Source organism: Arthrobacter sp. K41 (genome assembly GCF_059089645.1).
This window is the reverse complement of the sequence record NZ_JBNHEW010000005.1, coordinates 166,859-191,583: the sequence shown is the minus strand read 5'-3', so window position 1 is coordinate 191,583 and position 24,725 is coordinate 166,859. Positions and strand designations below refer to the sequence as shown.

At 65.9% G+C, this 24,725-nt stretch carries 22 protein-coding genes and 1 tRNA gene; 15 read left to right on the top strand and 8 right to left on the bottom strand.

The features are described 5' to 3' along the window. The first annotated feature begins 27 nt into the window (after window positions 1–27). On the top strand, window positions 28–1,617 hold the full coding sequence (gene guaA / locus AC5RTE_RS13450) for a glutamine-hydrolyzing GMP synthase (protein ID WP_494041902.1): 1,590 nt from the start codon (window positions 28–30) through the stop codon (window positions 1,615–1,617). Window positions 1,618–1,747: 130 nt separating this feature from the next. After that, window positions 1,748–5,869 carry an AAA family ATPase gene (locus tag AC5RTE_RS13445; protein WP_494041901.1) on the top strand — a complete coding sequence of 1,374 codons (4,122 nt, stop codon included), beginning with the start codon at window positions 1,748–1,750 and terminating at the stop codon, window positions 5,867–5,869. A 31-nt stretch (window positions 5,870–5,900) separates the two neighbouring features. Here AC5RTE_RS13445 and cpaB read toward each other — a convergent pair whose 3' ends face one another. The 3 genes from cpaB to AC5RTE_RS13430 all read right to left on the bottom strand — a co-directional run bounded on the left by cpaB (window position 5,901) and on the right by AC5RTE_RS13430 (window position 7,723). Further along, window positions 5,901–6,626: a Flp pilus assembly protein CpaB gene (cpaB, locus tag AC5RTE_RS13440; RefSeq protein WP_494041900.1), complete on the bottom strand. Its 726-nt coding sequence runs from the start codon at window positions 6,624–6,626 to the stop codon at window positions 5,901–5,903. 90 nt (window positions 6,627–6,716) lie between these two features. Continuing rightward, window positions 6,717–6,989 carry an FmdB family zinc ribbon protein gene (locus tag AC5RTE_RS13435; RefSeq protein WP_494041899.1) on the bottom strand — a complete coding sequence of 91 codons (273 nt, stop codon included), beginning with the start codon at window positions 6,987–6,989 and terminating at the stop codon, window positions 6,717–6,719. A 113-nt stretch (window positions 6,990–7,102) separates the two neighbouring features. Next, the gene (locus tag AC5RTE_RS13430) at window positions 7,103–7,723 is read right to left on the bottom strand and encodes a 5-formyltetrahydrofolate cyclo-ligase (RefSeq protein ID WP_494041898.1); all 621 of its coding nucleotides are present in this window, start codon (window positions 7,721–7,723) and stop codon (window positions 7,103–7,105) included. A gap of 108 nt (window positions 7,724–7,831) precedes the next feature. On the opposite strand from AC5RTE_RS13430, the gene galU reads away from it, so the two are divergent. The 4 genes from galU to AC5RTE_RS13410 all read left to right on the top strand — a co-directional run bounded on the left by galU (window position 7,832) and on the right by AC5RTE_RS13410 (window position 10,543). Continuing rightward, the gene (gene galU / locus AC5RTE_RS13425) at window positions 7,832–8,737 is read left to right on the top strand and encodes a UTP--glucose-1-phosphate uridylyltransferase GalU (protein ID WP_494041897.1); all 906 of its coding nucleotides are present in this window, start codon (window positions 7,832–7,834) and stop codon (window positions 8,735–8,737) included. Between the two features lie 4 nt (window positions 8,738–8,741). After that, window positions 8,742–9,362, top strand: a complete 621-nt coding sequence (locus tag AC5RTE_RS13420) for a GNAT family N-acetyltransferase (protein WP_494041896.1) — start codon at window positions 8,742–8,744, stop codon at window positions 9,360–9,362. Between the two features lie 81 nt (window positions 9,363–9,443). Beyond that, the gene (locus AC5RTE_RS13415) at window positions 9,444–10,361 is read left to right on the top strand and encodes a hypothetical protein (protein ID WP_494041895.1); all 918 of its coding nucleotides are present in this window, start codon (window positions 9,444–9,446) and stop codon (window positions 10,359–10,361) included. 109 nt (window positions 10,362–10,470) lie between these two features. Next, window positions 10,471–10,543 (top strand) — tRNA-Ala (locus AC5RTE_RS13410). A 37-nt stretch (window positions 10,544–10,580) separates the two neighbouring features. Here AC5RTE_RS13410 and corA read toward each other — a convergent pair. Then, window positions 10,581–11,576: a magnesium/cobalt transporter CorA gene (gene corA / locus AC5RTE_RS13405; RefSeq protein ID WP_494041894.1), complete on the bottom strand. Its 996-nt coding sequence runs from the start codon at window positions 11,574–11,576 to the stop codon at window positions 10,581–10,583. 155 nt (window positions 11,577–11,731) lie between these two features. Next, window positions 11,732–12,280 (bottom strand): Lrp/AsnC family transcriptional regulator, encoded by a 549-nt coding sequence (locus AC5RTE_RS13400; RefSeq protein WP_494041893.1) that lies wholly within the window; start codon window positions 12,278–12,280, stop codon window positions 11,732–11,734. 168 nt (window positions 12,281–12,448) lie between these two features. On the opposite strand from AC5RTE_RS13400, the gene AC5RTE_RS13395 reads away from it, so the two are divergent. Then, window positions 12,449–13,690 (top strand): MFS transporter, encoded by a 1,242-nt coding sequence (locus AC5RTE_RS13395; protein ID WP_494041892.1) that lies wholly within the window; start codon window positions 12,449–12,451, stop codon window positions 13,688–13,690. 14 nt (window positions 13,691–13,704) lie between these two features. Here AC5RTE_RS13395 and AC5RTE_RS13390 read toward each other — a convergent pair whose 3' ends face one another. Further along, on the bottom strand, window positions 13,705–14,208 hold the full coding sequence (locus tag AC5RTE_RS13390; protein WP_307094416.1) for an Lrp/AsnC family transcriptional regulator: 504 nt from the start codon (window positions 14,206–14,208) through the stop codon (window positions 13,705–13,707). 51 nt (window positions 14,209–14,259) lie between these two features. Further along, window positions 14,260–15,528, bottom strand: a complete 1,269-nt coding sequence (locus AC5RTE_RS13385) for an MFS transporter (protein WP_494041891.1) — start codon at window positions 15,526–15,528, stop codon at window positions 14,260–14,262. Window positions 15,529–15,634: 106 nt separating this feature from the next. On the opposite strand from AC5RTE_RS13385, the gene AC5RTE_RS13380 reads away from it, so the two are divergent. Together AC5RTE_RS13380 and AC5RTE_RS13375 are read left to right on the top strand one after the other, a co-directional pair. Continuing rightward, complete coding sequence (locus AC5RTE_RS13380) at window positions 15,635–16,594, top strand: LysR family transcriptional regulator (protein WP_494041890.1); 960 nt, start codon at window positions 15,635–15,637, stop codon at window positions 16,592–16,594. Between the two features lie 84 nt (window positions 16,595–16,678). Next, window positions 16,679–17,617 carry an N-acetylglucosamine kinase gene (locus AC5RTE_RS13375; RefSeq protein ID WP_494042028.1) on the top strand — a complete coding sequence of 313 codons (939 nt, stop codon included), beginning with the start codon at window positions 16,679–16,681 and terminating at the stop codon, window positions 17,615–17,617. Window positions 17,618–17,633: 16 nt separating this feature from the next. On the opposite strand, the gene AC5RTE_RS13370 is transcribed toward AC5RTE_RS13375, so the two are convergent. Continuing rightward, entirely contained in the window at window positions 17,634–18,650 is a 1,017-nt protein-coding gene (locus AC5RTE_RS13370) for a pirin family protein (RefSeq protein WP_494041889.1), read from the bottom strand. Between the two features lie 236 nt (window positions 18,651–18,886). Here AC5RTE_RS13370 and AC5RTE_RS13365 point away from each other — a divergent pair, with 236 nt between their 5' ends. The 6 genes from AC5RTE_RS13365 (at window position 18,887) to AC5RTE_RS13340 (ending at window position 24,722) form a co-directional block, all read left to right on the top strand. After that, the gene (locus AC5RTE_RS13365) at window positions 18,887–19,987 is read left to right on the top strand and encodes an ABC transporter ATP-binding protein (protein WP_494041888.1); all 1,101 of its coding nucleotides are present in this window, start codon (window positions 18,887–18,889) and stop codon (window positions 19,985–19,987) included. Further along, a complete protein-coding gene (locus tag AC5RTE_RS13360) occupies window positions 19,987–20,718 on the top strand; it encodes an ABC transporter permease (RefSeq protein WP_494041887.1) in 732 nt (243 codons plus the stop codon). Before AC5RTE_RS13365 ends, AC5RTE_RS13360 begins: the two co-directional genes overlap by 1 nt. Beyond that, window positions 20,715–21,461, top strand: coding sequence for an ABC transporter permease (locus AC5RTE_RS13355; RefSeq protein WP_494041886.1), 747 nt, complete (start codon window positions 20,715–20,717; stop codon window positions 21,459–21,461). Before AC5RTE_RS13360 ends, AC5RTE_RS13355 begins: the two co-directional genes overlap by 4 nt. After that, on the top strand, window positions 21,458–22,420 hold the full coding sequence (locus AC5RTE_RS13350) for an ABC transporter substrate-binding protein (protein WP_494041885.1): 963 nt from the start codon (window positions 21,458–21,460) through the stop codon (window positions 22,418–22,420). Before AC5RTE_RS13355 ends, AC5RTE_RS13350 begins: the two co-directional genes overlap by 4 nt. Window positions 22,421–22,593: 173 nt before the next feature. Further along, window positions 22,594–23,814: a pyridoxal phosphate-dependent aminotransferase gene (locus AC5RTE_RS13345; RefSeq protein WP_494041884.1), complete on the top strand. Its 1,221-nt coding sequence runs from the start codon at window positions 22,594–22,596 to the stop codon at window positions 23,812–23,814. A gap of 53 nt (window positions 23,815–23,867) precedes the next feature. Then, on the top strand, window positions 23,868–24,722 hold the full coding sequence (locus AC5RTE_RS13340) for a polyphosphate kinase 2 family protein (protein ID WP_494041883.1): 855 nt from the start codon (window positions 23,868–23,870) through the stop codon (window positions 24,720–24,722). Window positions 24,723–24,725: the final 3 nt, after the last annotated feature.

Here is a 24,725-nt window from a genome sequence, read left to right as displayed (position 1 = left end):
TGCAACGGCGGCCAGTAGGCTAGTACGGTGACTACTCCCACTGCATCCCAGACTTCCCAGAAGCCGGTGCTGGTTGTTGACTACGGTGCCCAGTACGCGCAGCTGATTGCCCGCCGCGTCCGGGAAGCAAATGTGTATTCGGAAGTGGTTCCGCATACCTACACAACCGAGCAGCTCCTGGCCAAGAACCCTGCCGCCATCATCCTTTCCGGCGGTCCCTCCAGCGTTTACGCTGACGGCGCCCCCAGCGTTGGTGCGGACCTGTTCGAAGCCGGCGTTCCCGTCTTTGGCATCTGCTACGGCTTCCAGGCCATGGCCAACGCCCTGGGCGGCAAGGTGGACAAGACCGGGCTGCGGGAGTACGGCTCCACAGAGACCACCATCCTCGGCGAGGGCCGTTCGGTCCTCGAGGGCATGCCCCAGCACCAGAACACCTGGATGAGCCACGGCGACTCCGTTCACACGGCGCCGGACGGCTTCGAAGTCCTTGCCACGACCGCCGGCGCTGAAGTGGCTGCCTTCGCCAACGAGGAAAAGGGCCTGTTCGGCGTGCAGTGGCACCCCGAAGTCAAGCACTCCGCCTACGGCCAGCAGGTCCTGGAAAACTTCCTTTTCAAGGGCGCCCGGCTGGAACCGAACTGGACCACGGGCAATATCCTCGAGGAGCAGGTGGAGCGCATCCGCAAGCAGATCGGCGACGCCCGGGTCATCTGCGGCCTGTCCGGCGGCGTTGACTCCGCCGTCGCCGCTGCCCTCGTGCAGCGCGCCGTCGGCGACCAGCTCACCTGCGTCTTTGTGGACCACGGACTGCTGCGCGAAGGCGAGGCCGAGCAGGTGGAGCGCGACTTCGTAGCTGCCACCGGCGTGAAGCTCTACGTCGCCAACGAGCAGGAACGGTTCCTGTCCGCCCTGGCCGGCGTCAGCGATCCGGAAACCAAACGCAAGATCATTGGCCGCGAGTTCATCCGCGCCTTCGAAGAGGCGGAACTGGCCATCATCGCCGAGGCAGCCGCCCACGGCGAGAAGATCAAGTTCCTGGTCCAGGGCACGCTGTACCCGGATGTCGTCGAATCCGGCGGTGGTGAAGGTGCCGCGAACATCAAGAGCCACCACAACGTGGGCGGCCTGCCTGAGGACCTGCAGTTCGAGCTCGTAGAGCCGCTGCGGGCCCTCTTCAAGGATGAGGTCCGTGCCGTTGGCGCCCAGCTGGGACTGCCGCAGGAGATCGTCGGCCGCCAGCCCTTCCCCGGGCCGGGACTCGGAATCCGGATCGTAGGCGAGGTCACCAAGGAACGGCTTGACCTGCTGCGCAAGGCGGACGCCATTGCCCGTGCCGAGCTCACGGCTGCCGGCCTGGACAACGAGGTATGGCAGATGCCGGTGGTCCTGCTGGCCGACGTCCGCAGCGTCGGCGTCATGGGTGACGGCCGCACATACGGCCACCCCATTGTCCTTCGTCCCGTTTCCTCCGAAGACGCCATGACCGCGGACTGGTCACGGCTGCCGTACGAGCTCCTCGCCCGGATCTCAAACCGCATCACCAACGAGGTGGAGGGTGTCAACCGGGTAGTCCTCGACGTCACCAGCAAGCCGCCGGGAACCATCGAGTGGGAATAGCATCATGAAGTGGCCGGCCTCCGACGAAGGAGGCCGGCCACTTCCGTTTCCGCCGCGAAAATCCCGCAATTTGGCTGCTCCAGTGTTGCGGTCTCTCAGTCCGGGCATGGAAGCGGCTACGCTCGAATCTATGCCGGTATGGTCCAGGGCGTCACGTGCAAACGCAGAAAAGAAGGCAGAAGTGTCAGTTGGTCAAGGCCACCCGGAAGGCTCCGAGGAGCTCCGCAAATGGCTCTCCGGGCTCAAGCCCGTCACCGGTGCGGATACGATGCTGCGCTTCACCAAGACCCCCGAGGGTTCTATCGACCTGACGCACGCCCACCCGTCCGGCCTCGCACAGCTTATGGCCGGCCGGAAGACCCGGCTCTCCACGCTGATTCGGGAACGCCAGCAGTACGTCGTCGCAGCCAGGGCTTCGCGCAACATCCGGTCCAAGATATTTGAGCTTGCCAACGACCGCGGAATTGATGCCGGCTATTTTTCCGCCGGTACGGTGGTATGGACTTCTGCCGTGGGCGGCAAGCCGCAGCGCATCTCAGCTCCGGTCATGCTCACGGCCATCTCCCTCACTGTCCGCCCGGGTGAGGATGACTACGAACTGCAGCTGACCGAGCAGGCACACATCAACCCGGCCCTGGTACGGCACCTGAAGAACACCCACGGTATTGTCTTCGACGTCAATGCCGTCACCCGGCTCGCCTACGGCACAGCCCGCTTCGATCCGCAGCCGGTCCTGGACAAGCTGGCAACGCTCATCCGGCCCATCCATGGCGCAGAGGCCCAGCACAACCTGCTCGTTTCAACCTTTGCCGACCTTTCCGGCAACCTGGACGACCCCTGGATCAACGACTCCAACCCCCTGGTGTCCGCCCTGGCTACTGCTGCCGGCGGTGAAGTGGTGGACTTCGATGAGCCGGACCCGTCCCGCTTTCCCTCGCTGGACAGCAGGCACCCCCGCGACGAGATGCTCCTGCTGGACGCAGATACTGACCAGCAGTACGTGATCGACGCAGCCCGTGCCGGGGATTCCCTGGTAGTCAGCAGCCCTCCGGGCACCGGCCAGACCCAGACGGCCATCAACACCATCGGGGCGCTGGTTGACGCCGGGAAGACGGTCCTGGTAGTAGGGGACCGCCGGGCAAGCCTCAACGAGATTTCGGGCCAGCTCGAAGGCCTGGGCCTTGACTCCATCCTGTTCCAGCTGTCCGGGAACGTTACCCCGCAGCAGCTCAAGGGCCAGCTGGTCCGGGCGATCGTCCGGAACGAAAAGTCCCTGGAACCCCAGCTCGGAAACCTGCACGACACCCTGACGGAGCACCGGCACGCGCTCATGGACCATGTGGCATCACTGCACAACGTCCGCCAGCGCTGGGGCTGTTCGCCGTATGAAGCCATGCAGTCGCTCGCTGAGCTGACCTCGATCCACCCTGCCCCCGCCACCACCGTACGGCTCAAGCGCAGTGTCCTGGACAACATCAGGGACCGGGAGGAGCTTGCCGGCAGGCTCCGGCGTGCCGCCGAGCTGGGCAGCTTCAGCAAGGCGTCCACCACCAGCCCCTGGCACGGCGCGCGCCTCCTGACCCGCAAGGAGACGGAGGAAGCCCAGGACCTGGTCCGGTCCGTGGAGAAAAGCCTCCCTGACCTGCGCGAACGCATGAACGCAGTGGCGGAGCATGCGGAAATCCGGCTTGGGGCCACCTTCGCCGAGTGGGGCCAACAGCTCGAACTCCTCGTAGCCGTCCGCGGAAGTTTGGACAAGTTCACCCCGGACATCTTTGACCGGCCGGTCACTGACCTTATTTCTGCCACGGCACCGTCAGCCTGGCGCCGCGAGCGGGGCATCGAAATGACGGCCATGCAGCGGTCGCGGCTGCGCAGGGTGGCCAAGGAGTACGTCCGGCCCGGCGTGCACATCGCCGATCTCCACAGTTCGCTGGTCCTGGTGCAGGAACAGCGTGTCCTCTGGGCCGGCTATGCCACCACCCAGCGCCACCCGGCTGTGCCGTCCGGCCTTGCCGAGATCAACGTGATGTACCGTGCCCTGGAGCGTGAACTCACCCAACTGGGCGAGGCGCTCAGGCACACGGAGGCGGGCGGCGCGCTGTCCACGGTCCGCTACGAAGAGCTGATGGAACGCCTGGAACGGCTGGTCGCTGACGCAGAGACCCTCAAGACGCTGCCGGAGCGCACCCTCCTGGTGGAGAACATGCGCGAGCACGGGCTGGGGGAGCTCCTGGCGGACCTGGCGGAACGCGAGGTTCCAGCAGGATCAGTCGCATCGGAACTTGACCTCGCCTGGTGGCAGTCGGCGCTCGAAGCGATGATCAGCGGGGACGACTACCTCGCGATGTCCGACGGCGACGCCCTGCGGCAGCTGGAGGCCGAGTACAGGCTGGCGGACAACGCGCATATTGCCAGCGGCGCAGCGCGGCTTCGCTGGGACCTGGCCGAAAGGTGGCGGGCCGGCATCGCCGCCCACCCCCGGCAGGCGGACCTGCTGCGCAGCCTGCTCAAGGATGGCCGGGTGTCGCTGCCCGCGCTGACGGCGCAGGCCCCGGACCTGATCGGCACCCTCGTTCCCGTCTGGTCCGTCAGCCCCTACCTGATGACCGGCCTCCTTCCCGCCGAACAGCACTTCGACGCGGTAGTCATCCTCGACTCCGAAGCCACGTCCCTCCAGGCCGTGCTGCCGTCCATTGCCCGCGCGCGCCAGGTCATTGCCTTCGGCGACGCCAAGATCGCGAGCCCGCGGACCTTCACTGTGGGCGTGGAGCGGCTGGCAGCAGGGGAGACGGCGCACCAGCGCGTGGAGAGTGCCTTCGGGGCGCTCTCGGAAGTGCTGCCGGTGTGGCGGCTCAACTTCGTCTACCGCGCGGTGGACGAGGACCTCGTCCTCCAGCTCAGCAAGAACTTTTACGACGGCGCCCTGCGCCGCCTTCCGGAGGGCCAGTCGGCTACCGGCCTGGATCGGTCACTGCTGGTGGAGTACCTGCCGGACGGCACCGGCCTGCCGAGCGCGGACCACGAGGGCGTCGAGTCCGTAGTGGCCGAGGTCAACCGTGTGGTGCAGCTGGTCTTCGAACACGCCCGCACGCGGCCGCGCACGTCCCTTGCAGTGGTCACAGCCAGCCTTCGCCATGCTGCCCGGATCGGGGAGTCCATCCGGCTTCAGCTGCCCAACCATCCGGGCCTTGCAAGCTTCTTTGGTGCCGGACCCGAATCCTTCCGCGTGGTTGACCTGGAACGTGCCCAGGGCCTGGTCCGGGACCATGTCATTTTCTCGCCCGGCTTCGGACGGACCCCGCACGGCCGCGCCCTGCACAACTTCGGTCCGCTTTCCGCTGAAGGCGGCCGGGAGAAATTCGCCCTCGCGATGACACGGGCCCGCCGGTCCATACACGTCCTGACGTGCTTCCGGCCGGAGGACCTGGACCAGACCCGGCTGACACACGGCGCGGTGGACCTGTACTCCCTGCTGGACCGCGAGATCTCGGGGAACACGGATCTGGGAACCCCTGCTTCCCGCGCTGCGGCCAGCGAACAGGCACTTGGCGCGGATCCCCTGGTCGCTGACCTGGGGGACCGGCTGCGGGCACGTGGTGCGCGGGTCTGGCACCAGTATGACGGTGCCATCGACGTTGTGGCGGCAGCGGATCCATTGAGCACCATGGGCCGGGACGAGACCGACTTGCCGTGGCCGGTTGCCATCGAGTCCGACGGTACCGAGCAGTACCGCACCATGAGTGTGCGCGAACGGAGCCGGCTGCGGCCGCAACTCCTGGAGCGGCTGGGATGGCGGTACATGCCGCTGTGGACCATCGAGGTTTTCACTGATCCGTCAGCCTGTGCCGACCGGATTGCCGGCTACCTGGGACTTGAGCGGGTGGTGCTTCCCGGGCGGACGGCACCCTCAACAGGATTCCTTGACGACGATGTGGACCAGGCGCTGAATGGTATCGATGCCGGGGAACAGGCACGCCCCCGGCCGCAGGACAAAGAATTGGACAGCAAGGAGGCGGTCTCCATGGCCCCTGAAGAGAACAACAACGCAGCTGGGGACGCGCAGTCCGTCCCCGTTGACCCGGCTCCGGAAGACGAACAGGATCAAGAGCAGGGCAAGGACCACGTTCAGGGCGCGACGCAAGGCATTCTGCCGACGAAGGCCTCGGAAGATGACCCGAGGCGCTGGGGCGATGCCGACGACGATCACGATGCCTGGCTGAAGGAACAGAAGCCGCCGCACTGGGGCTGATAAACCGGGGCCGGCCACGCTTCCGCGGTGTCTAGGGCCCAACGAGGACGAAAAACAGCTTGCCCTGGGTGGAAGCGCCGGCCAGCCGTGCAGCTTGCTCGCCGCTGGCGGCCACCACGATGAGCCCGTCCGTCTCCGCCGTGCCCAGCCACTGCCCGCTCCCGCCGCCCTTGCCGGAGGTCCACAAAACCGGCACAGCCGTAGCCAGGACTTCGGACGGTGCCTGCTGGTCGAAGCCGTTGCCCGCCGTCAGCACCACGTTCACCAGCTGGCCCGGCGAGACGAGCTGGATGGACGACGGATCAGCCATGCGCAGCGGAACTGCTGCTGAGCCCGGCGGCGTGCCTGCCAAAAGCCCGGGACCCAGCAGCTGGGCGTCCGTCAGCAGCTGTCCTTTGCGCAGCGGAGCCGCCAGCTGCTTACCGGCCAACCCGCTCTCGTTGTCCAGGAAACCTGCGGCCATCATGGCCGGCGGCACCTGAACCCTTGCTAGATCTGCCGGTGCCATTGTTGAACCGGCGGGGAGATCCCTGGCAGCGGCCAGGGCAGTGACAGTGTGGACGGGCGCGGGGGTGAGCTGGTCGACGGTGATGGAAGCCGCTCCACACAGCAGCAACGCCGCAGCAAGCCGCCGGTTCCGGCTCAGCCACCTGCCGAACCAGGCCGCGACCGATCTGCGGCCGGAGCTGACAGGACGCCGAGGGGTGCGCGGATGGCGTGAAGCAGCGCGGCCGGGGCCAAGAAGGTTAAGAGGCATGCGCCTACGCTATGGCTGCGGGAATGACCGCACCAGGAGCGCGGCGCGCTATGTGGACAAGCCGGACCGGCCGGCGTCCAATGGCCTTGCTTAGCTGGCTGCGGCCGCCGGAGCGGACGCGGCAGGCGCCGCAGCGGGAGCGGGCGTTGCAGCCGCCGGGGCAGGCGAGACCGTGCTTCCCTTCGAGTCCCGGGAATCAGTGCGGTAGAAGCCGGAGCCCTTGAACACAACACCCACGCTGTTGAACTTCTTGCGCAGCGTCCCCTGGCATTCGGGGCACGAGGTCAGCGTGCTGTCCGAAAACGACTGGACGATATCGAAGGCATGGCCGCAATCCTTGCAGGCGTACGCATACGTTGGCACTGGTGCTCCTCCTCTTGGGCAAACGAGAGGTCCCGTGCTGCGCGGTCGTACCGTTAGCAGTCGCAGGGCCTGAGTGCTAATTCTATCATCTCCGCAACACCGCGCCGCGGGACCTAGTGGTGCCCGTTGAGCTGCCGGAACCCGGAAGGTGCCAGGACGGCAGGGACGGGGCGGTCGAACTCCTCCTCCGGAATTTCACCGACGGGGAGCAGTTCTTCGTCATAGATAACCGCCGCGAGCGGAATATCCTTCCCCGCTGTTGCCAGATGCCCCAGAAACTTGTCGTAGTACCCCCCGCCTTGCCCGACCCGGTTGCCGGCAAGGTCGACGGCGGTGGCCGGGATGAAAAGTGCGGCGGCGGTTCCTGCCACATCGGGTCCATGCCGGTCGCCGATCGGTTCCAGGATGGGCGCGTACCGGCTCTGCTCAAAACCGGCGTCCGGGTTCCAGAAGACCCACGCCAGTTCCCGCCCGGGTTCGCACACCGGGAGCAGGACCCGGTGGCCGTTGTTGTGGAGTGCGTCGATCAACGGAAGGGTGGGCGGTTCGACGCCGACCCCAAAGTAAACGCAGAACGTGGCAGGAGCTCCACCGGCCAGGGAGGCGGCCCAATCCACGCCATGGCGGGCGATTCCTGTCCCTGCGGCTTCCAATTGCTGCGGGGTCAAGGCTGCCCGCCGCAGACGGTGTGCGGTACGGATCCTGGTCTTGGTTGCCTTCGCATCCTCAAGCACGCTGTACTCCTCCATCGGTCGCCGTTCGGCGGTAGGTCTGTGCCGCAGGGGCTGCCCCCGGCCGTTCAATGATTACTGAATGCTTGACGCTGACGTTAGATTAGTCGGGTGACTACCAGTAACCCGAGAGTTCGCAAAGCCGTTATCCCCGCTGCCGGACTCGGCACCAGGTTCCTGCCTGCCACCAAGGCCATGCCCAAGGAAATGCTTCCGGTCGTGGACAAGCCTGCCATCCAGTACGTCGTTGAGGAAGCCGTGAACGTGGGCCTGAACGATGTCCTGATGATTACCGGGCGGAACAAGCGGGCCCTGGAAGACCACTTTGACAGGGTGCCGGCGCTGGAATCCACCCTGGAGGACAAGGGCGACACCGCGAAGCTGGCGTCCATCCAGGCCGCCAGCAACCTGGGCGACATCCACTACGTCCGCCAGGGCGACCCGAACGGCCTGGGCCATGCCGTGCTGCGTGCAAGGCAGCACGTGGGCAACGAAGCCTTCGCCGTCCTGCTGGGCGACGACCTCATCGACGCCCGCGACGAACTCCTCAGCACCATGATCGAGGTGCAGGCGAAAACGGGAGGGTCCGTCGTCGCGCTCATCGAGGTGGACCCGTCCCAGATCAGCGCCTATGGCTGTGCCGATATTGCAGAGATCGACGGCGAGGGCTTTGTCCGCGTCAACCGCCTCGTGGAGAAACCCTCCGCCGAGGAAGCCCCTTCCAACCTTGCAGTCATTGGCCGCTACGTGCTGCACCCCGCCGTCTTTGACGTCCTCGAACGCACCGGACCTGGCCGTGGCGGCGAAATCCAGCTCACTGATGCCCTGCAGGAGCTCGCGTCCGGCGACGGCGAGGGGCAAGGCGTCTACGGCGTTGTCTTCCGGGGACGCCGCTATGATACGGGCGACAAGCTGAGCTACCTCAAGGCCTGCGTCCAGCTCGCCATCGACAGCGAAGACCTCGGTCCGGGCCTGCGGGAGTGGCTGCCGGGCTTCACCGCCGGCCTGTCCAAGTAGCACCGTGCGGCCCGGCCCCATCTGGCCCGTGACCCTGGAGTGCGGCGACCTGGTCCTGAGGCCCATCAGGTACCGCGACAAAAAGGAGTGGACGGAAGTCCGGGCCCGGAACAGTGAATGGCTGGCGCCGTGGGAAGCTTCCAACCCGGACCCGGCTGGAGGCCTCCCTGATTACCGGCAAATGGTCCGTTCGCTGAACTCGCAGGCGGCCCAGTCGACGGCCCTTCCCTTTGTCATCACGGAGAGGGGTCCCGCCAGCAGGAACCCTGCGATCGTGGGTCAGTTGACTGTTTCCTCAATAGTCTGGGGATCGGCCATGATGGCGACACTCGGGTACTGGGTGGACCAGTCGCGGGCGGGGCGGGGGATAGCGCCCACTTCCGTGGCTCTGGTGACCGACCACTGCTTCCGCGCCCTGGGGCTGCACCGAATGGAAATCAACATCCGGCCGGAGAACGGACCCAGTCTGCGGGTAGTTGAGAAGCTTGGTTTCCGGGATGAGGGTTACCGGCCGCGCTATCTGCACATCAACGGCCAGTGGGCGGACCACCGGTCTTTTGCCTTGACCTCAGAGGAAGTTCCGGAGGGACTGCTGCACCGCTGGCTTGCCTCCAGGCCGTCATAAATCCAATGATTTGTCGGCCGCTCCACGACACACCGCGGCCAATGCGGCTGCAGCCGACATGATGCTCATACGGTTTTGAGTGTGGACTTCCCCCTTAGCAGCTCAGTGATCCTTGTGGTTGCCGTTGTGCTCTGGATTGTATGGGTTGCCCCCTACGTCCTCCAGAACCGCCGGCACCAGTTCCAGGCCGCCGGCGACTTCCTGGCAGATGCCCCCGCCGATGAAGTACCGGACCCGCGAGCCGGGCTGGTTCTGAAGGTCGCCGCCCAGCAGGAGAAAGCCATGGACACCAGGAAGAGCACCGGATCCGCGACGCCCGCAGCCACAGCTGCGCCAACGCGCCAGTTCCGCATCCGATACGGCCGCACCGCTCTTGCCCTGACAGGACTGGTTTCCCTGCTGACCGCGTTCATTTCTGCGGTACTGCTGGCGTTCGGACTTGGTGCTCCAGCTCTTCCTCTCGCCTGCACGGCCCTGGCCGCGGCGTCCGTGGCCCTTCTTCGCTGGCTCGCTGTCCGGGACCGCAAGGCCAAAGTGGACGCGGCTTTCCGCTCCGCCATGAGCGCACCTGCCCCGGTGCCGGCTGCAGCACACGTCCCGCCGAAGCCGGAAGCTGCGCCGGTACGCACCGAAAGTCCGCTGTTCGACGCTGAGGCAGACAAGCCCAAGGCGAAGCCCCTGACAGCTGTGGAACTCCGTGAGGCGGCCCTTGCCGTTGCCGTGGCTGCCGGTGACACCAGTGCAGTGCAGGCTGCGCCGGCCAGCACCTGGGAGCCCGTGGAGGTACCCAAGCCGGTTTACGTCGAGGCCGCCAAGGCTGAACGGCCCGCACCCGAGCCGCTTGAGTTGCCGGAGGCGCCGAAGGCCACAGGGAAGCCCTCCCTGAAGCAGGGCTCCGCAGCCGCTCCTGCCGTCGCCGTCCCGGACGCCCAGCAGGTCAGTAAGGCCCAGAGCGCGCTCAGCAATCTCGACGACGTCCTGCAGCGCCGCCGCGCCTGACCATCTGGTTCCACGCCCGTTGCCGCAGGGGCGCCGGTTGGCGTTGGGCCGGGAAAATTTGTAGCCTAGGTTCACCGGTGCCGCACCTGAAGAAAAGCGGCTGGTTCCCGGGGTTATAGCTCAGTTGGTAGAGCGCTTCGTTCGCATCGAAGAGGTCAGGGGTTCGAATCCCCTTAGCTCCACAAAGTCTCCGCCGGGCGCGTGCCCTGCTGCCTTCCCCTACAGCCAGCCCTTCTTCTTGAAGATGGCGTACATTACGGCGGCCGTCGCTGCCATCAGGCCGATTGCCATTGGGTAGCCCAGTTGCCAGTGAAGTTCGGGCATGTGGTCGAAGTTCATGCCGTAGACGCCGGCCACAAAGGACGGAGCGAAGAAGATCGCCGCCCAGGACGAGATCTTCTTGACCTGTTCGTTCTGTTCGGCGCTTGCCTCGTTCTGACGGTTGGCGGTGAGGGTGCCGTCCAGGGTCAGGGCGTTCTGCAGCAGGTCACGGAAGGAGTCCGCCCTGGAGATCACCCGCTCCACGTGGTCCTCCACGTCGCGCAGGCTATGCCGGAGGTTGCTTTCCACGCCGTACTTTTCGAACCCCCGCTCGAGCTGGTGCAGCATGTCCGGCAGGGGGTGGATAGCCCGCTGGAACTGGATCACCTCGCGGGCGAGTTCGTAGATGCGGCGCGATACGGTGGTGTCGCCGCTGAACAGCTGGTCTTCAATCTCGTCGATGTCATTTTCAAGCCCGGCCACCACCGGCCCGTAGTCATCCACTACCCGGTCCAGCAGGGCGTAGAGAACGGCCTCCGGCCCGTGCCGCAGGAGGTCCGGCCTGCTTTCCAGCCGCTGCCTGACCCGCGCCACGCCGGCTGTTTCAGCATGCCGCACTGTTACGACAAAGTTCTTACCCGTGAAGATATGGAGTTCACCGAACTCCACCGTCTCCGTCGCATCCAGGTAACGGGCAGGCCGAAGCACAGTGAACAAATTGTCTTCGTAGCGCTCGAGCTTGGGACGCTGGTGGGCGGAGATGGCGTCTTCCACAGCCAGCGCATGCAGTCCGAACTCAGCAGCCACCGCCGCCATTTCCTCGGCGGTGGGGCGGTAGAGGCCGATCCAGGCCATCCCGCCGTGGTGCGCGAGGGTCTCGAAGGTCTGCTCCAGGTTCTCGGGCTCAGCGTGGCGTATGCCGTCCACGTAAACGGCGTTATCGATGATGGTCATGGCCGGCTGTTCTCCGCCGTTGGGATGCCCGGCATCAGGACCCCGCCCCGATGATTGCTCCGGAGGCGATCATGGCCAGCGTGGCGATGAACGCTGGCAGTACGGCGGGCCAGTTGATCTGCGAAACGTTTGAGAGCCAATCCATTCTGAAAATCCTAGCTGTCCGCCCCTGGCCCGCCGGCCCTCGGGGGTTTTGCAGGGCTGTGTTGCCCGGCACCGGTGGCTTTGGTGCCCGCGGCTTTGGTAAGGCCACTGATCAGTGGCTCGGTCCGGTAGGGGATGTGCGTGTGCAGTGCCAGCACGGTTTCGGTACGGATGACGCCCTTGATCTTCAGGACCTGCCGCAGGGCCGCCTGGAGGTTGTGGGTATCCGTGGCCACTACCCGGCACCAGACGTCGCCCCGGCCGGAGATCTCGTGCACTTCCAGAACCTGCGGAATCAGCCGGAGTGCCCCCACCACTCCATCCAGCCCGCGGTGCGAAACTTCGATGGTCACGAACGCCACCACGTCGTAGCCCACCGCCTCAAGATCCACCTCGCGGCCCCCGGTCCGCAGGACCCCGGCGCGGAGCAGCCGGCGTACGCGCGATTGCGCTGTGTTCCGGGCAACCCCGAGCGCATCGCTGAGCTCACCTATCTGGATCCTGGGGTCCCGGATGAGCTCCAGGAGAATCCGGAGGTCCGTGGGGTCCAAACTGTTCAAATGGTCACTCTCCATCACTGCGGCACCGGATACTTGATGATTCTGCTCAATTCTGGCATCACTTTTCGATCGGAAGCGCAGGGATGCTGCATTGTAGAGCCATCAGGTGTTCACCCGCGGCGGGCTCCCACAAGGACCACCTGCTGCGGCAGCAGCAAAGGCGGCACAATGACGGTTTTCAGCGAACTACGCATGCGTCCGGTTCCAGCCACAACGGCAGGGTGGGATGCGTCGGTCACTGCCCGGCTGATGCTCGCCGGTGCCGTCATTTTCACCCTCCTGGTGGGCGCCAACCTGGCCACGCCCCTGTACCCGCTGCTGCAGGCGGAACTTGCTCTGTCGCCGCTCGACGTCACTGCTGCCTTCACGAGTTATGTTGTGGCCCTGGTGGCCACGCTGATGCTGGCGGGGCACTGGTCGGACCACATCGGGCGCCGGGCTGCCCTCATCCTTGCCGTTATTGCCGGCCTGGCCGGCGGCTGGCTCTTTGCAGAGGCACAGAACCTGGCAGGGCTGTGCGCCGGCAGGGCGCTGCAGGGTATCGCCGTTGCCCTCGCCACCGGCGCCAGCGCCGCTGCCCTGCGTGAACTGCTGCCCTCCCGCCCGGAGTGGGCATCCCGCTTCACGCTGCTGGCCTCTGCGGGGGGAGTGGCTGCCGGTCCGGTCATCGGCGGGCTCCTGTCCCTGCTGCCCGGGGCCACGTCGGCACCGTACTACGTCCACGCCGCAGTTCTGGCCGCCCTGCTGTTCCCGCTGTACCTCCTCCGGGCACGGCCTGCCATCCAGCCGCCGGCAGGCCCCAGACCGCTGCACCTGCTCGCGCCGCGGCGGCCTTCCGTCACGCGGGAGGCGAGGGGCGCATTCTGGCTTGCGGCCGCCGTCGGCTTCCTGAGCTTCGCGGTGTTCGGCTTCTGCCTCTCGCTGGCCCCCGGCTACTTTGCCCAAATCCTGGCGGTGGAGAGCCGCCCGCTGATCGGCGTGCTGGCCGGCCTGACTCTCGCGGCGTCAGCGCTGACCCAGCTGGTGACCCTGCGGGGCCGCTACGTTGTTCCAGGCGGGCTTGCCGTCCTGGGCGTCTCGGTTCTCCTGCTCGGCGGGGCGGGCGCCTGGAACAGCCCCGCGCTGCTGGTGGCGGCGAGCCTTGCCGCCGGCGCCGGACAGGGCCCCGCCTTCCGCACCGTCTTCAACGACGTGGCCGCCCGGGTAGAGCCCGCCCGCCAGGCCCAGACCATCAGCACGGTGTACGTCATCACCTACCTGGGCAGCGCCGTCCCGGTCCTGGGGCTCGGCTGGGCCTCGGGCGTGTTCGGCCTGGCGGCTTCCGTCACCGGATTCGTAGTGCTGTGCGGCTCGGCAGCGCTCGTCATGGCTGCCGTCACGCTCGGCCAGGCAGTACGCGCCCGGAACTAGCCGCCGGATCCCTGCTACTCCGGGAGCGGCCCGTGGTTGCCCTGGATGTGTTCGAACACCAGCGTGGTCTCGGTGTGGCCCACCACCGGATCGGTGGCGAGGTTATCAAGCACCCAGTCCCGCAGGTCCTCGGTGGTGGCGACGGCGATGTGCAGCAGGTAATCCACTGAGCCGGAGGTATGGAAGGTGGACAGGACTGCCGGCAGATGCGGGACGCGTGCGGTAAAACGGTCGATCTGGTCCCGGTCATGCGCACGCAGCCGGACCGCTACGAGGGCCTGCACCGACCTGCCAATGGAGGACAAATTGAGCTTTGCCTCGAACCCCTGGACGATGCCCCGCTCCGTCAGTGCACGGGTACGCATCAGCGCTGTGGACGGAGCAATGCCCACCAGTTCGGCAAGCTGCTTGTTGGAGATCCTCGCATCCTCCACCAGCGCAGCAAGGAGCCGTTCGTCGATGGCATCAAGAGGCTCCAGGTGCACTCCCGGCCTGACGTTCCTGGCATTCGTGCTCACGGCAGCTCCTCTAAAAGTTCCTGCGTTCATCCTAGACGCAGGCGGCCGCATTCAGGCTGAGCCCCCGGCTTGCCCGGGCTGGACAACGGCCTGGGCGCGCGGATGGACGACGGCGACAGTCACCGCTGTGAGGCACGCGAGGATCATGACAGTGGCCGCCAGGGCGTTCCAGCCATGGGACTGGAAGAGCAGGCCCCCGGCCCAGCCGATAAAACTCGACCCCAGATAGTAGGCAAGGTTGTACAGCGAGGCCGCCTGTGCCCGTCCGGTGCTGGCGATGGCGCCCGTCCAGCCCGCGCCGATGCTGTGGGCGGCAAAGAAGCCACCGGTGAAGACCACGAGCCCCGCGAGGATCAGTCCCAGCGACGGCGCCAGCGTGAGGGCGAGGCCCGCCGTCGAGAGGGCAAGACCGGCGAGCAGCACATTGCGGCGCCCAAAGCGCATAGTGAGCCCTGCTGCCCAGCGGGAGGTGACGGTCCCGGAAAGGTAGGCCAGGAAGATAAAGCTGATGATGGTGGTTGGCAGGCCGAAAGGCTCACCCGAGAGCCGGAACCCCAGGTAGTTGTACACAGCCACGAAGCCGCCCATCATCAGGAAAGCCTGGACATAAAGTGCGGCCAGCCGGATGTTGCGCAGGTGCCCGCCGAGGGTCCGCGCAGCCCCGCGAAAGCCGGCAGCCCGGGAGGCAGTGAACCCCCGGGCCTGCGGCACCAGCAGCAGGAAGGCAACTGCAGCAAGCGTCGCCAGGACGGAGACAGCAAGGGCGGCGGCACGCCACCCCCATAACTCCCCTGCGGGTCCGGCCACCAGCCGGCCGGCCAGGCCGCCAAGCGTGGTGCCTGCAACATAACTTCCCGCAGCTACGGCGGCGTGGGCCTTCGTGACCTCCTCGTTGAGGTAGGCGATGGCTATGGCGGGGATGCCGCCGAGGGCCATCCCTTCGAGGAGCCGCAGGCTCAAGAGCACGGTGAAGTTGGGTGACAGGGGAACCAGCAGTCCGAGCACGGTAGCCACGGAGATTCCCCACGTCATGGCCTTGACCCTGCCGATCCGGTCCGCCAGGAAGGACCAGGGGATCACTGTTACCGCCAGCCCCACGGTTGCAAGGGAGATGGTAAGCGCGGCCTCTGCGGCAGTGATTTCCAGGTCCGCTGCGAGGATCGGCAGGACGGCCTGGGTGGAATACAGCTGGGCGAAAGTTGCCACCCCGGCGAAGGCAAGGCCCGCGATGATCCGGCCGTACGCCGTCGAGCCTTTGGCATGACCCTCCCACCTGGCCGGGGAGGTCGGTCGGCCTGGGTTCGGACGGCTATGGGGCATTCCGCAAGCGTAGAACGGCTGGAGGCGTGCCTCCAACGCATCTTTTATGCCAAACTCATATCAAATTTGGAACGATGGCCCGTTTGGGTCCGGAGCAGGAGGAGCCTTGGGGCCCGACCATAAACAGCTGGTACAGCTCCTGCCGCTCCTGCCGCTGCTGGCCGAACTTGGCCGGACCGAGCATGTCACCGAGACGGCCGAACTCCTCGGGGTGCCCCAGTCCACAGTGAGCCGGGCACTGGCACGGGCCAGCGCCGTCGTCGGTACCGAACTGCTGATCAGGGACGGCAGGGGAGTGCGCCTCACCCCAGCGGCCCGGTCCCTGCTGCCCTACATTGAGCGGGCGCTGGGCGAGTTCCGGGCCGGGCTGGACGTGGTCCGCAACGAGTCCGATGTTGTCCGCGGCAGGATCTCCGTCTCTTTCCAGCACACCTTTGGTGAATCCACCCTCCCGCTCCTTATCAGCGCTTTCCGCAGCCGACACCCCGGCGCCGTCTTCACCCTCAGCCAGGGAGCACGTGACTCCTGCCTGGCGGAACTGGCAGCCGGCGAGGCCGACCTTGCCCTGACGGCACCGGTTGCTGCGGCAGGACGGAACCTCTTGTCCGCCCTGCTGTACCGGGAGCCCCTGCGCCTGGTCGTCCACCACACCCACCCGCTTGCGGGACGCCCGGTTGCCTCTGTCGCAGACATCCGCGCCGACCCCTTTGTGGCGCTCGGTCCGGGCTACGGCATGCGCTCGCTGACTGATGCCTTGTTCCGGGAGGCCGGGTACCGGCCCCGCATTGCCTTCGAAAGCCAGGACTCGCACACCGTCCGGGGCCTCGTCTCCGCCGGACTGGGCGTCAGCATCCTGCCACCCGGAGGTGACGCTCCCGGCCGTAACGTAAGGGCGGAAACGGGCAACCTTGGCTGGGTGGAGGTGCCCCTGGACTCTGAACTGGCCTTCCGCGACGTGGGCCTGAGCTGGCGGCAGCGAAAAGCGGAGGCGGAACCGGCCGCTGTCCGCTTGTTCCGGGGGCTGGTCCTCACGGAGGGGCCCGAACTCCTGTCCGGTCTGGTGTAGCGGCAGCCCCTCCGGCCCGAGCCGGAGGGACAGAGCGCGGACCTCCGCCGTCCATGTGCCCAGTACCCTTGTGACGTGACGAACATCGAAAACCCCGCCTCACGGCCTGCCGACCCGCTCTCACCTCCGCCCGGCGCACCGCACGGTGTGATCATCGGCCTCGATATCGGCGGAACCAAGACGCGCGGAATCCGCTTCGAGAACGGCGTTCCGGTCCTGGATGAATCCGTTGGCAGTTCAAACGTCCAGAACGTCACCCGTGAAGAGGCAGCCGGCAACCTTGCGGGTCTTTTCGGGCTGATCGGCGGCGGGGGTGTGTCCCACGTGTACGCCGGGTCCGGCGGCATTGATACGGAGGAAGACGCCGCGGCCCTCGCAGCGCTGATTGAACCGCACGTCCCGGGGGCGCAGATTACTGTGGTGCATGATTCGCGCCTGCTGCTCGCCGCCGGCCACGCCAGCACCGGTGTTGCTGTGATCGCGGGAACCGGCTCGGCGGCCTGGGGGAAAAATGCCGACGGCGGCGAGGCCCGGGCAGGCGGCTGGGGTTACCTTCTGGGCGATGAGGGCAGCGGCTACTGGCTGGGCCGCGAAGCCGTGCGCCACAGCCTGCGGCGGATGAACCAGGGCCTTCCGGTTGACCAGCTCACCGCCGCCCTCCTGCAGTCCTGCGGCGTGGACCATCCCAACAAGCTGATTGCGCTGTTCCACTCCCCGGACACCGGCCGCCGGTTCTGGGCGCAGCAGGCGAGGCACGTGGTGGACGCCGCGGCTGCCGGCCATGCCGCAAGCCAGGAACTGCTGGAGCAGTCAGGCAAGGACCTGGCTGCGCTGGCGGTGCAGGTGTTGCAGCAGCTGGGGATTTCCGGCCCGGTAATCCTGGGCAGCGGCCTGGGCATGAACGTGGTGCCCCTGCAGGAGGCATTCCGGCGGCATCTGGCGGAAGCCGGCGTGACGGATATCCGGGTCCTGGACCAGGACCCGGTGTTCGGTGTCCTGCAGCTGCTGGCAGAACAGGCCTGAACCGCACGGAACGTCCCTAAGGCACGGCCCTTTTCCGTGGCGTGAGCCTCACGGCAGGCAGCGGAGGAGCGGGAATGCGGCCGGCCTCCGGGCCCTCGTCGGGACCGTGGCCGTGGACCAGGCCATAACGGGCTGCGGCCATCTCCCGGTCGGGCAGGGCAGCCTGGGCTTCCCACTCATTACGGGCCTGCTCCACTTCATCATGCGTGCGCCCCACGAAGTTCCACCACATCAGCAGCTCCTCCTGGAACGGCTCGCCGCCAATCAGGAGGAAACGGGTATCTGGCAGCGCCTCGATCTTCAGTTCCCGCCGGCCGGTACCGAGGTAGCCCAGCGGTCCCGGCGGAACTTCCTGCCCGTCCAGCGTCAGCCCGCCGTCGAGCACCAGGATGCCGTGCTCGAAGTGCTCATTGAGGGGGAGCGCCGCCCTCCCCCCGCACGAGACGTCCGCTCCCACAATCGGCGAGTACATGGTGGCCGGGGAGGCAACGCCGCCGAGTTCGCCCACCATGACGGTGGCGCTGAAGCCGTCGCCCTCGAGTTTGGGCAGGTCGCGGTGCTGTTCAAAAGCAGGCTGCCGGTGCCGTTGCCCGTCCGGAAGCGCTACCCACAGTTGCAGGCCGCGCTGCAGCGGCAGCCCGCCCTCCGGCGGAAGAACGGCAAATTCAGAATGGGAGACGCCGTGCCCCGCCGTCATGATGTTCAGTTCGCCCGGCCGCACCACCACGTCACTGCCCACGCTGTCCCGGTGCCTGATGGTCCCGGCCATCGGCCAGGTTACCGTCTGCAGCCCGATGTGCGGGTGCGGAAGAACGGACATGGCAGTCCTGTCGGGGCCGAAACTGTCCAGGAAGCACCAGGCACCGATAGTGGGAAGCCCGCGCTGGGGCAGCGTCCGCTGGACATTCATCGCCCGAACTCCGCCCAGCGGTACTTCACGCTCGGGCCACAGCTGCAGGCACGGGCCGGAGCTTCCTTCGGGCTGCGCCGGCGGACAGACTTCCTGCTGCGGAGAAACTTCCAAGTTGGTCACCTCCCCACTTTAGGCCGGGCGGCTGCTCCGCGGTATGTCCCGTTCACCCAGCTCCGGGCCAAGCACCCATCCGGCAGATGACCGGCCCCGAATGGTTACAGTAGGGATTCCTTTGCCCGGATTCGGGTGCGCTGGAGGTGTTGCAGCGTCCGGTTTGGGTTACCGTAACTATCAGCGTGCTGTGACAAATTGCGTTGCTTTCCGAAGCCGCCCAACAGAACAGGTAAGTCCACACCATGGACCAGGCCATGATCGAGTTTCAGAGCGTCACCAAGCAGTACCAGGGCGGGCAACCGGCCGTGGACGAGCTCACCATGTCCATCAGCCCGGGTTCCATCACCGTCTTTGTTGGGCCCTCCGGCTGCGGCAAAACCACCTCGCTGCGCATGATCAACCGCATGGTGGAGCCTACGTCCGGTGTCATCACCGTGGGGGGCAAGGATGTCACGTCGGTCCCGGCGCCGGAGCTGCGGCGTTCCATGGGATATGTGATGCAGTCCTCCGGACTCTTGCCGCACCGCTCGGTGCTGGACAACATTGCCACGGTGCCAAGGCTCAACGGCGTGGCCAAGTCCGCCGCAAGGAAACGTGCCGAGGAACTGCTTGACGTCGTTGGCCTTGCCCCCTCCCTGGGCAAGCGCTACCCTTCACAGCTCTCCGGCGGCCAGCAGCAGCGCGTGGGCGTGGCCCGGGCGCTTGCCGCCGATCCTCCTGTCCTCCTGATGGATGAACCCTTCAGCGCCGTGGATCCGGTGGTCCGCGATGAACTTCAGCAGGAACTCCTGCGGCTTCAGAAGGACCTCGCCAAAACCATCGTCTTTGTCACCCACGACATCGACGAAGCCACAACACTGGGCGACAAGGTGGCCGTCTTTGCCACCGGCGGGAAGCTTGCGCAGTACGCCACTCCGGAAGAGATCCTGCGGGCGCCGGCAAATGACTTCGTGGCCTCCTTCGTGGGGCGGGACCGCGGCTTCCGCCACCTGGGGTTCACCCCGTCCGACGGCGTGAGTGTCCACCCGGTGCCAACCCTGGTCCGGGGCGCCAATGGCAGCTTCGACACTGGTTCCTCGGCCGCCGGGTGGCAGCTTGTGGTGGATCCTGACGGGCGTCCGCTTGGCTGGGCCGGCCCCGGGAACGGCAACGCCCTCATCCCCGGCGGATCACTGTTCCGTCCGGGGGAGAGCCTGCGCCGGGCCCTTGATGCCGCGTTGTCCTCACCGGCAGGACTGGGTGTAGCTGTGGATGCCGACGGCCGGGTTCTCGGCGTCGTCAGGGGCGGTGAAGTCCTGGCCCTCATCGAAGAAGCGCGCCAGGTCCGGCAGGCTGCGCTCTGATGGAGTGGTTCCTTGCCAACAGCGGCATGGTCCTGGAGCGGGCGGGGCAGCACATGGTGCTGGCCCTGGTGCCCATGGTCCTGGGGCTGGTGATTTCGATTCCGCTGGCGCAGCTGGCGCGGCAGCACCCCGTGCTCCGCTCGGTGGTGCTCACGGCGTCGTCGCTGCTTTACACGATTCCCTCGCTGGCATTGTTCATCATCCTGCCCACCGTCCTGGGAACCAGGATCCTTGATCCGCTCAACGTGGTGGTGGCCCTGACAATCTACGCCGTGGCCCTGCTGGTCCGGGCTGCGCTGGACGCCTTCGACTCGGTGGATAAGGATGTCAGCCAGGCCGCCGTCGCCATGGGGTACAAGCCGTTTGCGCGGTTCCTGCACGTGGACCTTCCGCTGTCCCTGCCGGTCCTCTTCGCCGGCCTCAGGGTGGTTTCCGTCAGCAATATTTCGCTGGTCAGCGTGGCCGCCCTGCTGGGCATCGGAAATCTGGGGATGCTCTTCACCTCGGGGCTGCAGCGCGGTTTCGTGACTGAAATTGTGGTGGGCATTGTTGCCATCCTGGTCCTCGCGCTGCTGATGGACGCCATCCTGGTCCTCCTTGAACGGCTGCTGACCCCCTGGGAACGGGCCGGGAAGGGCCGCAAAGCGCAACCGGCAGCCGGCAGCGCGGGAGAAGCGGTTGCCGGGGCACGCCGTCTTTCGGAACCGAAAACCGGAGGCGGAAACGCATGAGCAACGTCTTCACGGATACCTTTGCCTGGCTCGCCGATCCGCTGCACTGGACCGGGAGCGCCGGCATTCCGGCGCGGCTGGCCGAGCACCTGCAATACACGGGCCTGGTAATGCTCATTGCGGCTGCCATTGCCGTCCCTGTGGGCCTCTACGTGGGCCATACAGGCAGGGGCAGGGTGGCCATCGTGGCGCTTGCCGGTGCCCTGCGGGCCCTTCCCACCCTCGGCCTGCTGACGCTTTTTGTCCTGCTCGCCGGAATCGGACTGATGCCGCCCATCTGGGCACTCGTGATCCTCACCGTGCCGCCACTCCTGGCCGGAACCTATGCAGGAATAGCCAGTGTGGACCGCAACGTGGTGGACGCCGCCCGCGCCATGGGAATGACCGAACTGCAGGTCCTGTTCCGTGCCGAGCTGCCCAATGCCCTCACAGTGATGTTCGGCGGCTTCCGGACCGGTGTGCTGCAGGTGATCGCCACCGTCTCCGTGGTGGCCTACATCAATCTGGGCGGCCTGGGACGGTACCTGTTTGACGGACTCGTCCTCAGCGACTTCCCGCAGATGCTGGGAGGATCGCTGCTGATCGCCGTGCTGGCCATCGGCGTCGATCTTGTCCTGGCCCTAATCCAGAGGCTGTTCCTGACATCAGGGGCCTCGAAGCAGTCCCACCGCAGCCAGCAGGCTGCGGTCGATCTCAGAGACCCCGTTGTCGCGGAGTCTGTGGCACAAGGAGGTAAGTCATGAAAGAAAGCCGACCACAAGCCTTTGGCAGGCGGGCATTCGGCGGGATGGCCGCTGGCGTTGGCCTGGCATTGGCGCTGTCCGCCTGCGGCGGATCGTCCGATCCGCTCAGCCAGGCCCCGGCCACCACCGGCACGGCCTCCGGGGGAGCCACCTCGCTGGTGATTGGCTCGGCGGACTTCCCCGAGAGCCAGATCATCGCCGAACTCTACGCAGGGGCGCTGAACGCCGCCGGCGTCACGGCCAGCACCAAGCCGAATATCGGCTCCCGCGAGGTCTATTTCAAGGCGGTACAGGACGGGTCAGTGGACGTCATCCCGGACTACACAGGGAACCTGCTGCTGCATGTGGACAAGGAAGCCAAGGAGGTTTCGGCGGACGAGGTCGCCAAGGCCCTGCCGGACAAGCTGCCGGGCGGCCTTGCTGTGCTGGAAGCTGCCAAGGCCGAGAACAAGGACGCCATGGTGGTCACCAAGGCAACCGCGGAAAAGTACCAGCTTAAATCCATCGAGGACCTGGCCAAGGTCTGCAGCGAGATCGTGGTTGGGGCACCGGCCACCTTCGCAGAGCGCGCCTACGGGCTGCCGGGCCTGAAGAGCAACTACAACTGTGAGCCCAAAAAGCTGGAGCCCTTCAGCGACGGCGGTGGCCCCGTGACGCTCAAGGCGCTGCTTGAAGACCAGGTGCAGGTGGCGGACATCTACACCACCACCCCGTCCATCGCCGACAACGACCTCGTGGTCCTGGAGGATCCAAAGAACAACTTCATCGCCCAGCAGGTCATCCCGCTCTACAACGAAGCCAAGATGACGGACAAGGCGAAGGAAGCGCTCAATTCGGTGTCGAGGACCCTCACCACCGAGGACCTCACTAACCTCAACCGTGCAGTCAGCGGCAGCCAAAAACAGGGCGCCAAGGAAGCGGCTGATGCCTGGCTCAAGGACAAGGGCATCGTGAAGTAGGAGCGAACTTAACTGCTTTGCCGCAACGACGGCGGCTGCGGGACTTCGCGGGTCTCCGGACTCCCTGTCCGGCAGCCGCCGTCGTTGTATTTGGCCAGCGGGCGTGCGCGGCGCGGCAAGGCGTGTGGTTGACGTCTCAGTGGAAGCCATCCCTCCTGTGGCATATTTGATGGATGGCAGAATACAAGCAGTCCACGAAGCTCAACAACGTCCTTTACGACATCCGTGGACCGATTCTTCAGGCCGCCCAGCAGATGGAGGCGGAGGGTCACCGGATCCTCAAGCTGAACATCGGCAACCCGGCGCCGTTCGGCTTCGAAGCGCCGGACGCCATCCTGGTGGACATGATCCGCCACCTGCCTCACGCCCAGGGATACAGCGATTCCCGGGGAATCTTCTCCGCCCGCACCGCCGTCTCGCAGTACTACCAGACCCGCGGCATCCAGAACATCCATGTCGACGATATCTACCTGGGCAACGGCGTCAGCGAGCTCATCACCATGTCCCTGATGGCCCTGCTCGATGACGGGGACGAGGTACTGATCCCCACGCCCGACTACCCGCTGTGGACCGCGTCCGTGGCGCTCGCGAGTGGAAAACCGGTCCACTATCTCTGCGACGAGGAATCCGGCTGGCAGCCCGACCTCGAGGACATGGAAGCCAAGATCACGCCCCGGACCAAGGGCATCGTGGTGATCAACCCGAACAACCCCACCGGTGCCGTCTACCCCGAAGAGACGCTGAAGAAAATTGTGGCGTTGGCGGAGAAGCACGGGCTGGTGATTTTCGCCGACGAAATTTACGAAAAGATCCTGTACGAGGACGCCGTCCATGTAAACCTGGCGAAGCTTACGGGCGACCACGTTCTCTGCCTCACCTTCAGCGGACTGTCCAAGGCCTACCGCGTTTGCGGCTACCGGGCCGGGTGGATGGCCATTTCCGGCCCCAAAAAGGATGCCGCGGACTACCTTGAGGGCATCAGCCTGCTGGCGAACATGCGGCTCTGCGCCAACGTTCCGGCCCAGCACGCCATCCAAACGGCGCTCGGCGGTTACCAAAGCATCAACGACCTGATCCTGCCCGGCGGCCGTCTGCTGGAACAGCGCAACAAAGCCTATGAGCTGCTGAACGCCATACCCGGCGTGAGTACCCAGCAGGCCAGGGGTGCCCTCTACCTCTTTCCCCGGCTCGACCCGGAGGTTTACCACATCAGGGATGACGAAAAGTTCGTCCTCGACCTCCTGCGCGAGCAAAAGATCCTGGTGTCCCACGGCCGCGCCTTCAACTGGGTACGCCCAGACCACTTCCGCATGGTCACGCTGCCCAACGTGAAGGACATCGAAGAAGCCGTTGGCCGGATGGGGGACTTCCTAAGCAGGTACCAGGGGAACTAGCCTGTGGTCACGGGTGCCACGGGCCCCCTGTACCTTCGCGGAAAGGACCCCTCATGGCCGGCATCGTTCAGTTCGAACAGCATCCCTCCGAAACCCTCCGGGCAGGGGAGGGGTTTTCGCTGGAAAGCGTGGATCCCGACTCCACTCCCGGCTACACCGGCCGCAAGCAGGACGGGCAGGTGCTGCTTGCGGAACTTGACGATGACCTGGGCGAACTGCAGGAGAAGCTTTTTGCCGAGTCCCGCTTTGGCGGTAATAAGCGGATCCTGCTGATCCTGCAGGCCATGGATACCGCCGGCAAGGGTGGAATCGTCAATCACGTCATGGCGGCCATGAATCCGCAGGGTGTCCAGTTCAAGGCCTTCAAGGCGCCTACGGAGGAGGAGAAATCGTACGACTTCCTGTGGCGCATCGAGAAGGAAGTGCCGGCAGCAGGAATGGTGGGTGTTTTTGACCGCTCACATTACGAGGACGTGCTCATCCACCGGGTCCACGGCTGGGCAAGCCCCGACGAACTCAAGCGGCGCTATGGAGCCATCAACGAATTCGAGGCCCGGCTGACGGGCTCGGGGACCAAAGTGATCAAGGTCATGCTCTACATCAGCGGGGAAGAACAGAAAAAAAGGCTTTTGGCCAGGCTTGATGACCCGGCGAAGCACTGGAAGTACAGCCGCGGTGACCTCGAGGAGCGGGCCTTTTGGGATGACTACATGAAGGCCTACCAGGTAGCCATCGAAGAAACCAGCACCCCTGAGGCGCCGTGGCACGTAGTGCCTGCCAACAAGAAGTGGTACGCCCGGATCGCCGTGCAGCAATTGCTGCTGGGGGCGCTGTCCGAACTGAACCTTGAGTGGCCCAAGGCGGACTTTGATGTCGCCGTGGAACGGGAAAACGTCGCCCGGTCCTGACTC

Coding starts and splice junctions, on each gene's coding strand:
- AC5RTE_RS13395 (WP_494041892.1), top strand. CDS start 12,449: ATGACGGTTTTCAGCGAACTACGCATGCGTCCGGTTCCAGCCACAACG.
- AC5RTE_RS13360 (WP_494041887.1), top strand. CDS start 19,987: ATGGAGTGGTTCCTTGCCAACAGCGGCATGGTCCTGGAGCGGGCGGGG.
- AC5RTE_RS13340 (WP_494041883.1), top strand. CDS start 23,868: ATGGCCGGCATCGTTCAGTTCGAACAGCATCCCTCCGAAACCCTCCGG.
- AC5RTE_RS13445 (WP_494041901.1), top strand. CDS start 1,748: ATGCCGGTATGGTCCAGGGCGTCACGTGCAAACGCAGAAAAGAAGGCA.
- AC5RTE_RS13355 (WP_494041886.1), top strand. CDS start 20,715: ATGAGCAACGTCTTCACGGATACCTTTGCCTGGCTCGCCGATCCGCTG.
- AC5RTE_RS13385 (WP_494041891.1), bottom strand. CDS start 15,528: ATGCCCCATAGCCGTCCGAACCCAGGCCGACCGACCTCCCCGGCCAGG.
- AC5RTE_RS13350 (WP_494041885.1), top strand. CDS start 21,458: ATGAAAGAAAGCCGACCACAAGCCTTTGGCAGGCGGGCATTCGGCGGG.
- cpaB (WP_494041900.1), bottom strand. CDS start 6,626: ATGCCTCTTAACCTTCTTGGCCCCGGCCGCGCTGCTTCACGCCATCCG.
- AC5RTE_RS13345 (WP_494041884.1), top strand. CDS start 22,594: ATGGCAGAATACAAGCAGTCCACGAAGCTCAACAACGTCCTTTACGAC.
- AC5RTE_RS13365 (WP_494041888.1), top strand. CDS start 18,887: ATGGACCAGGCCATGATCGAGTTTCAGAGCGTCACCAAGCAGTACCAG.
- corA (WP_494041894.1), bottom strand. CDS start 11,576: ATGACCATCATCGATAACGCCGTTTACGTGGACGGCATACGCCACGCT.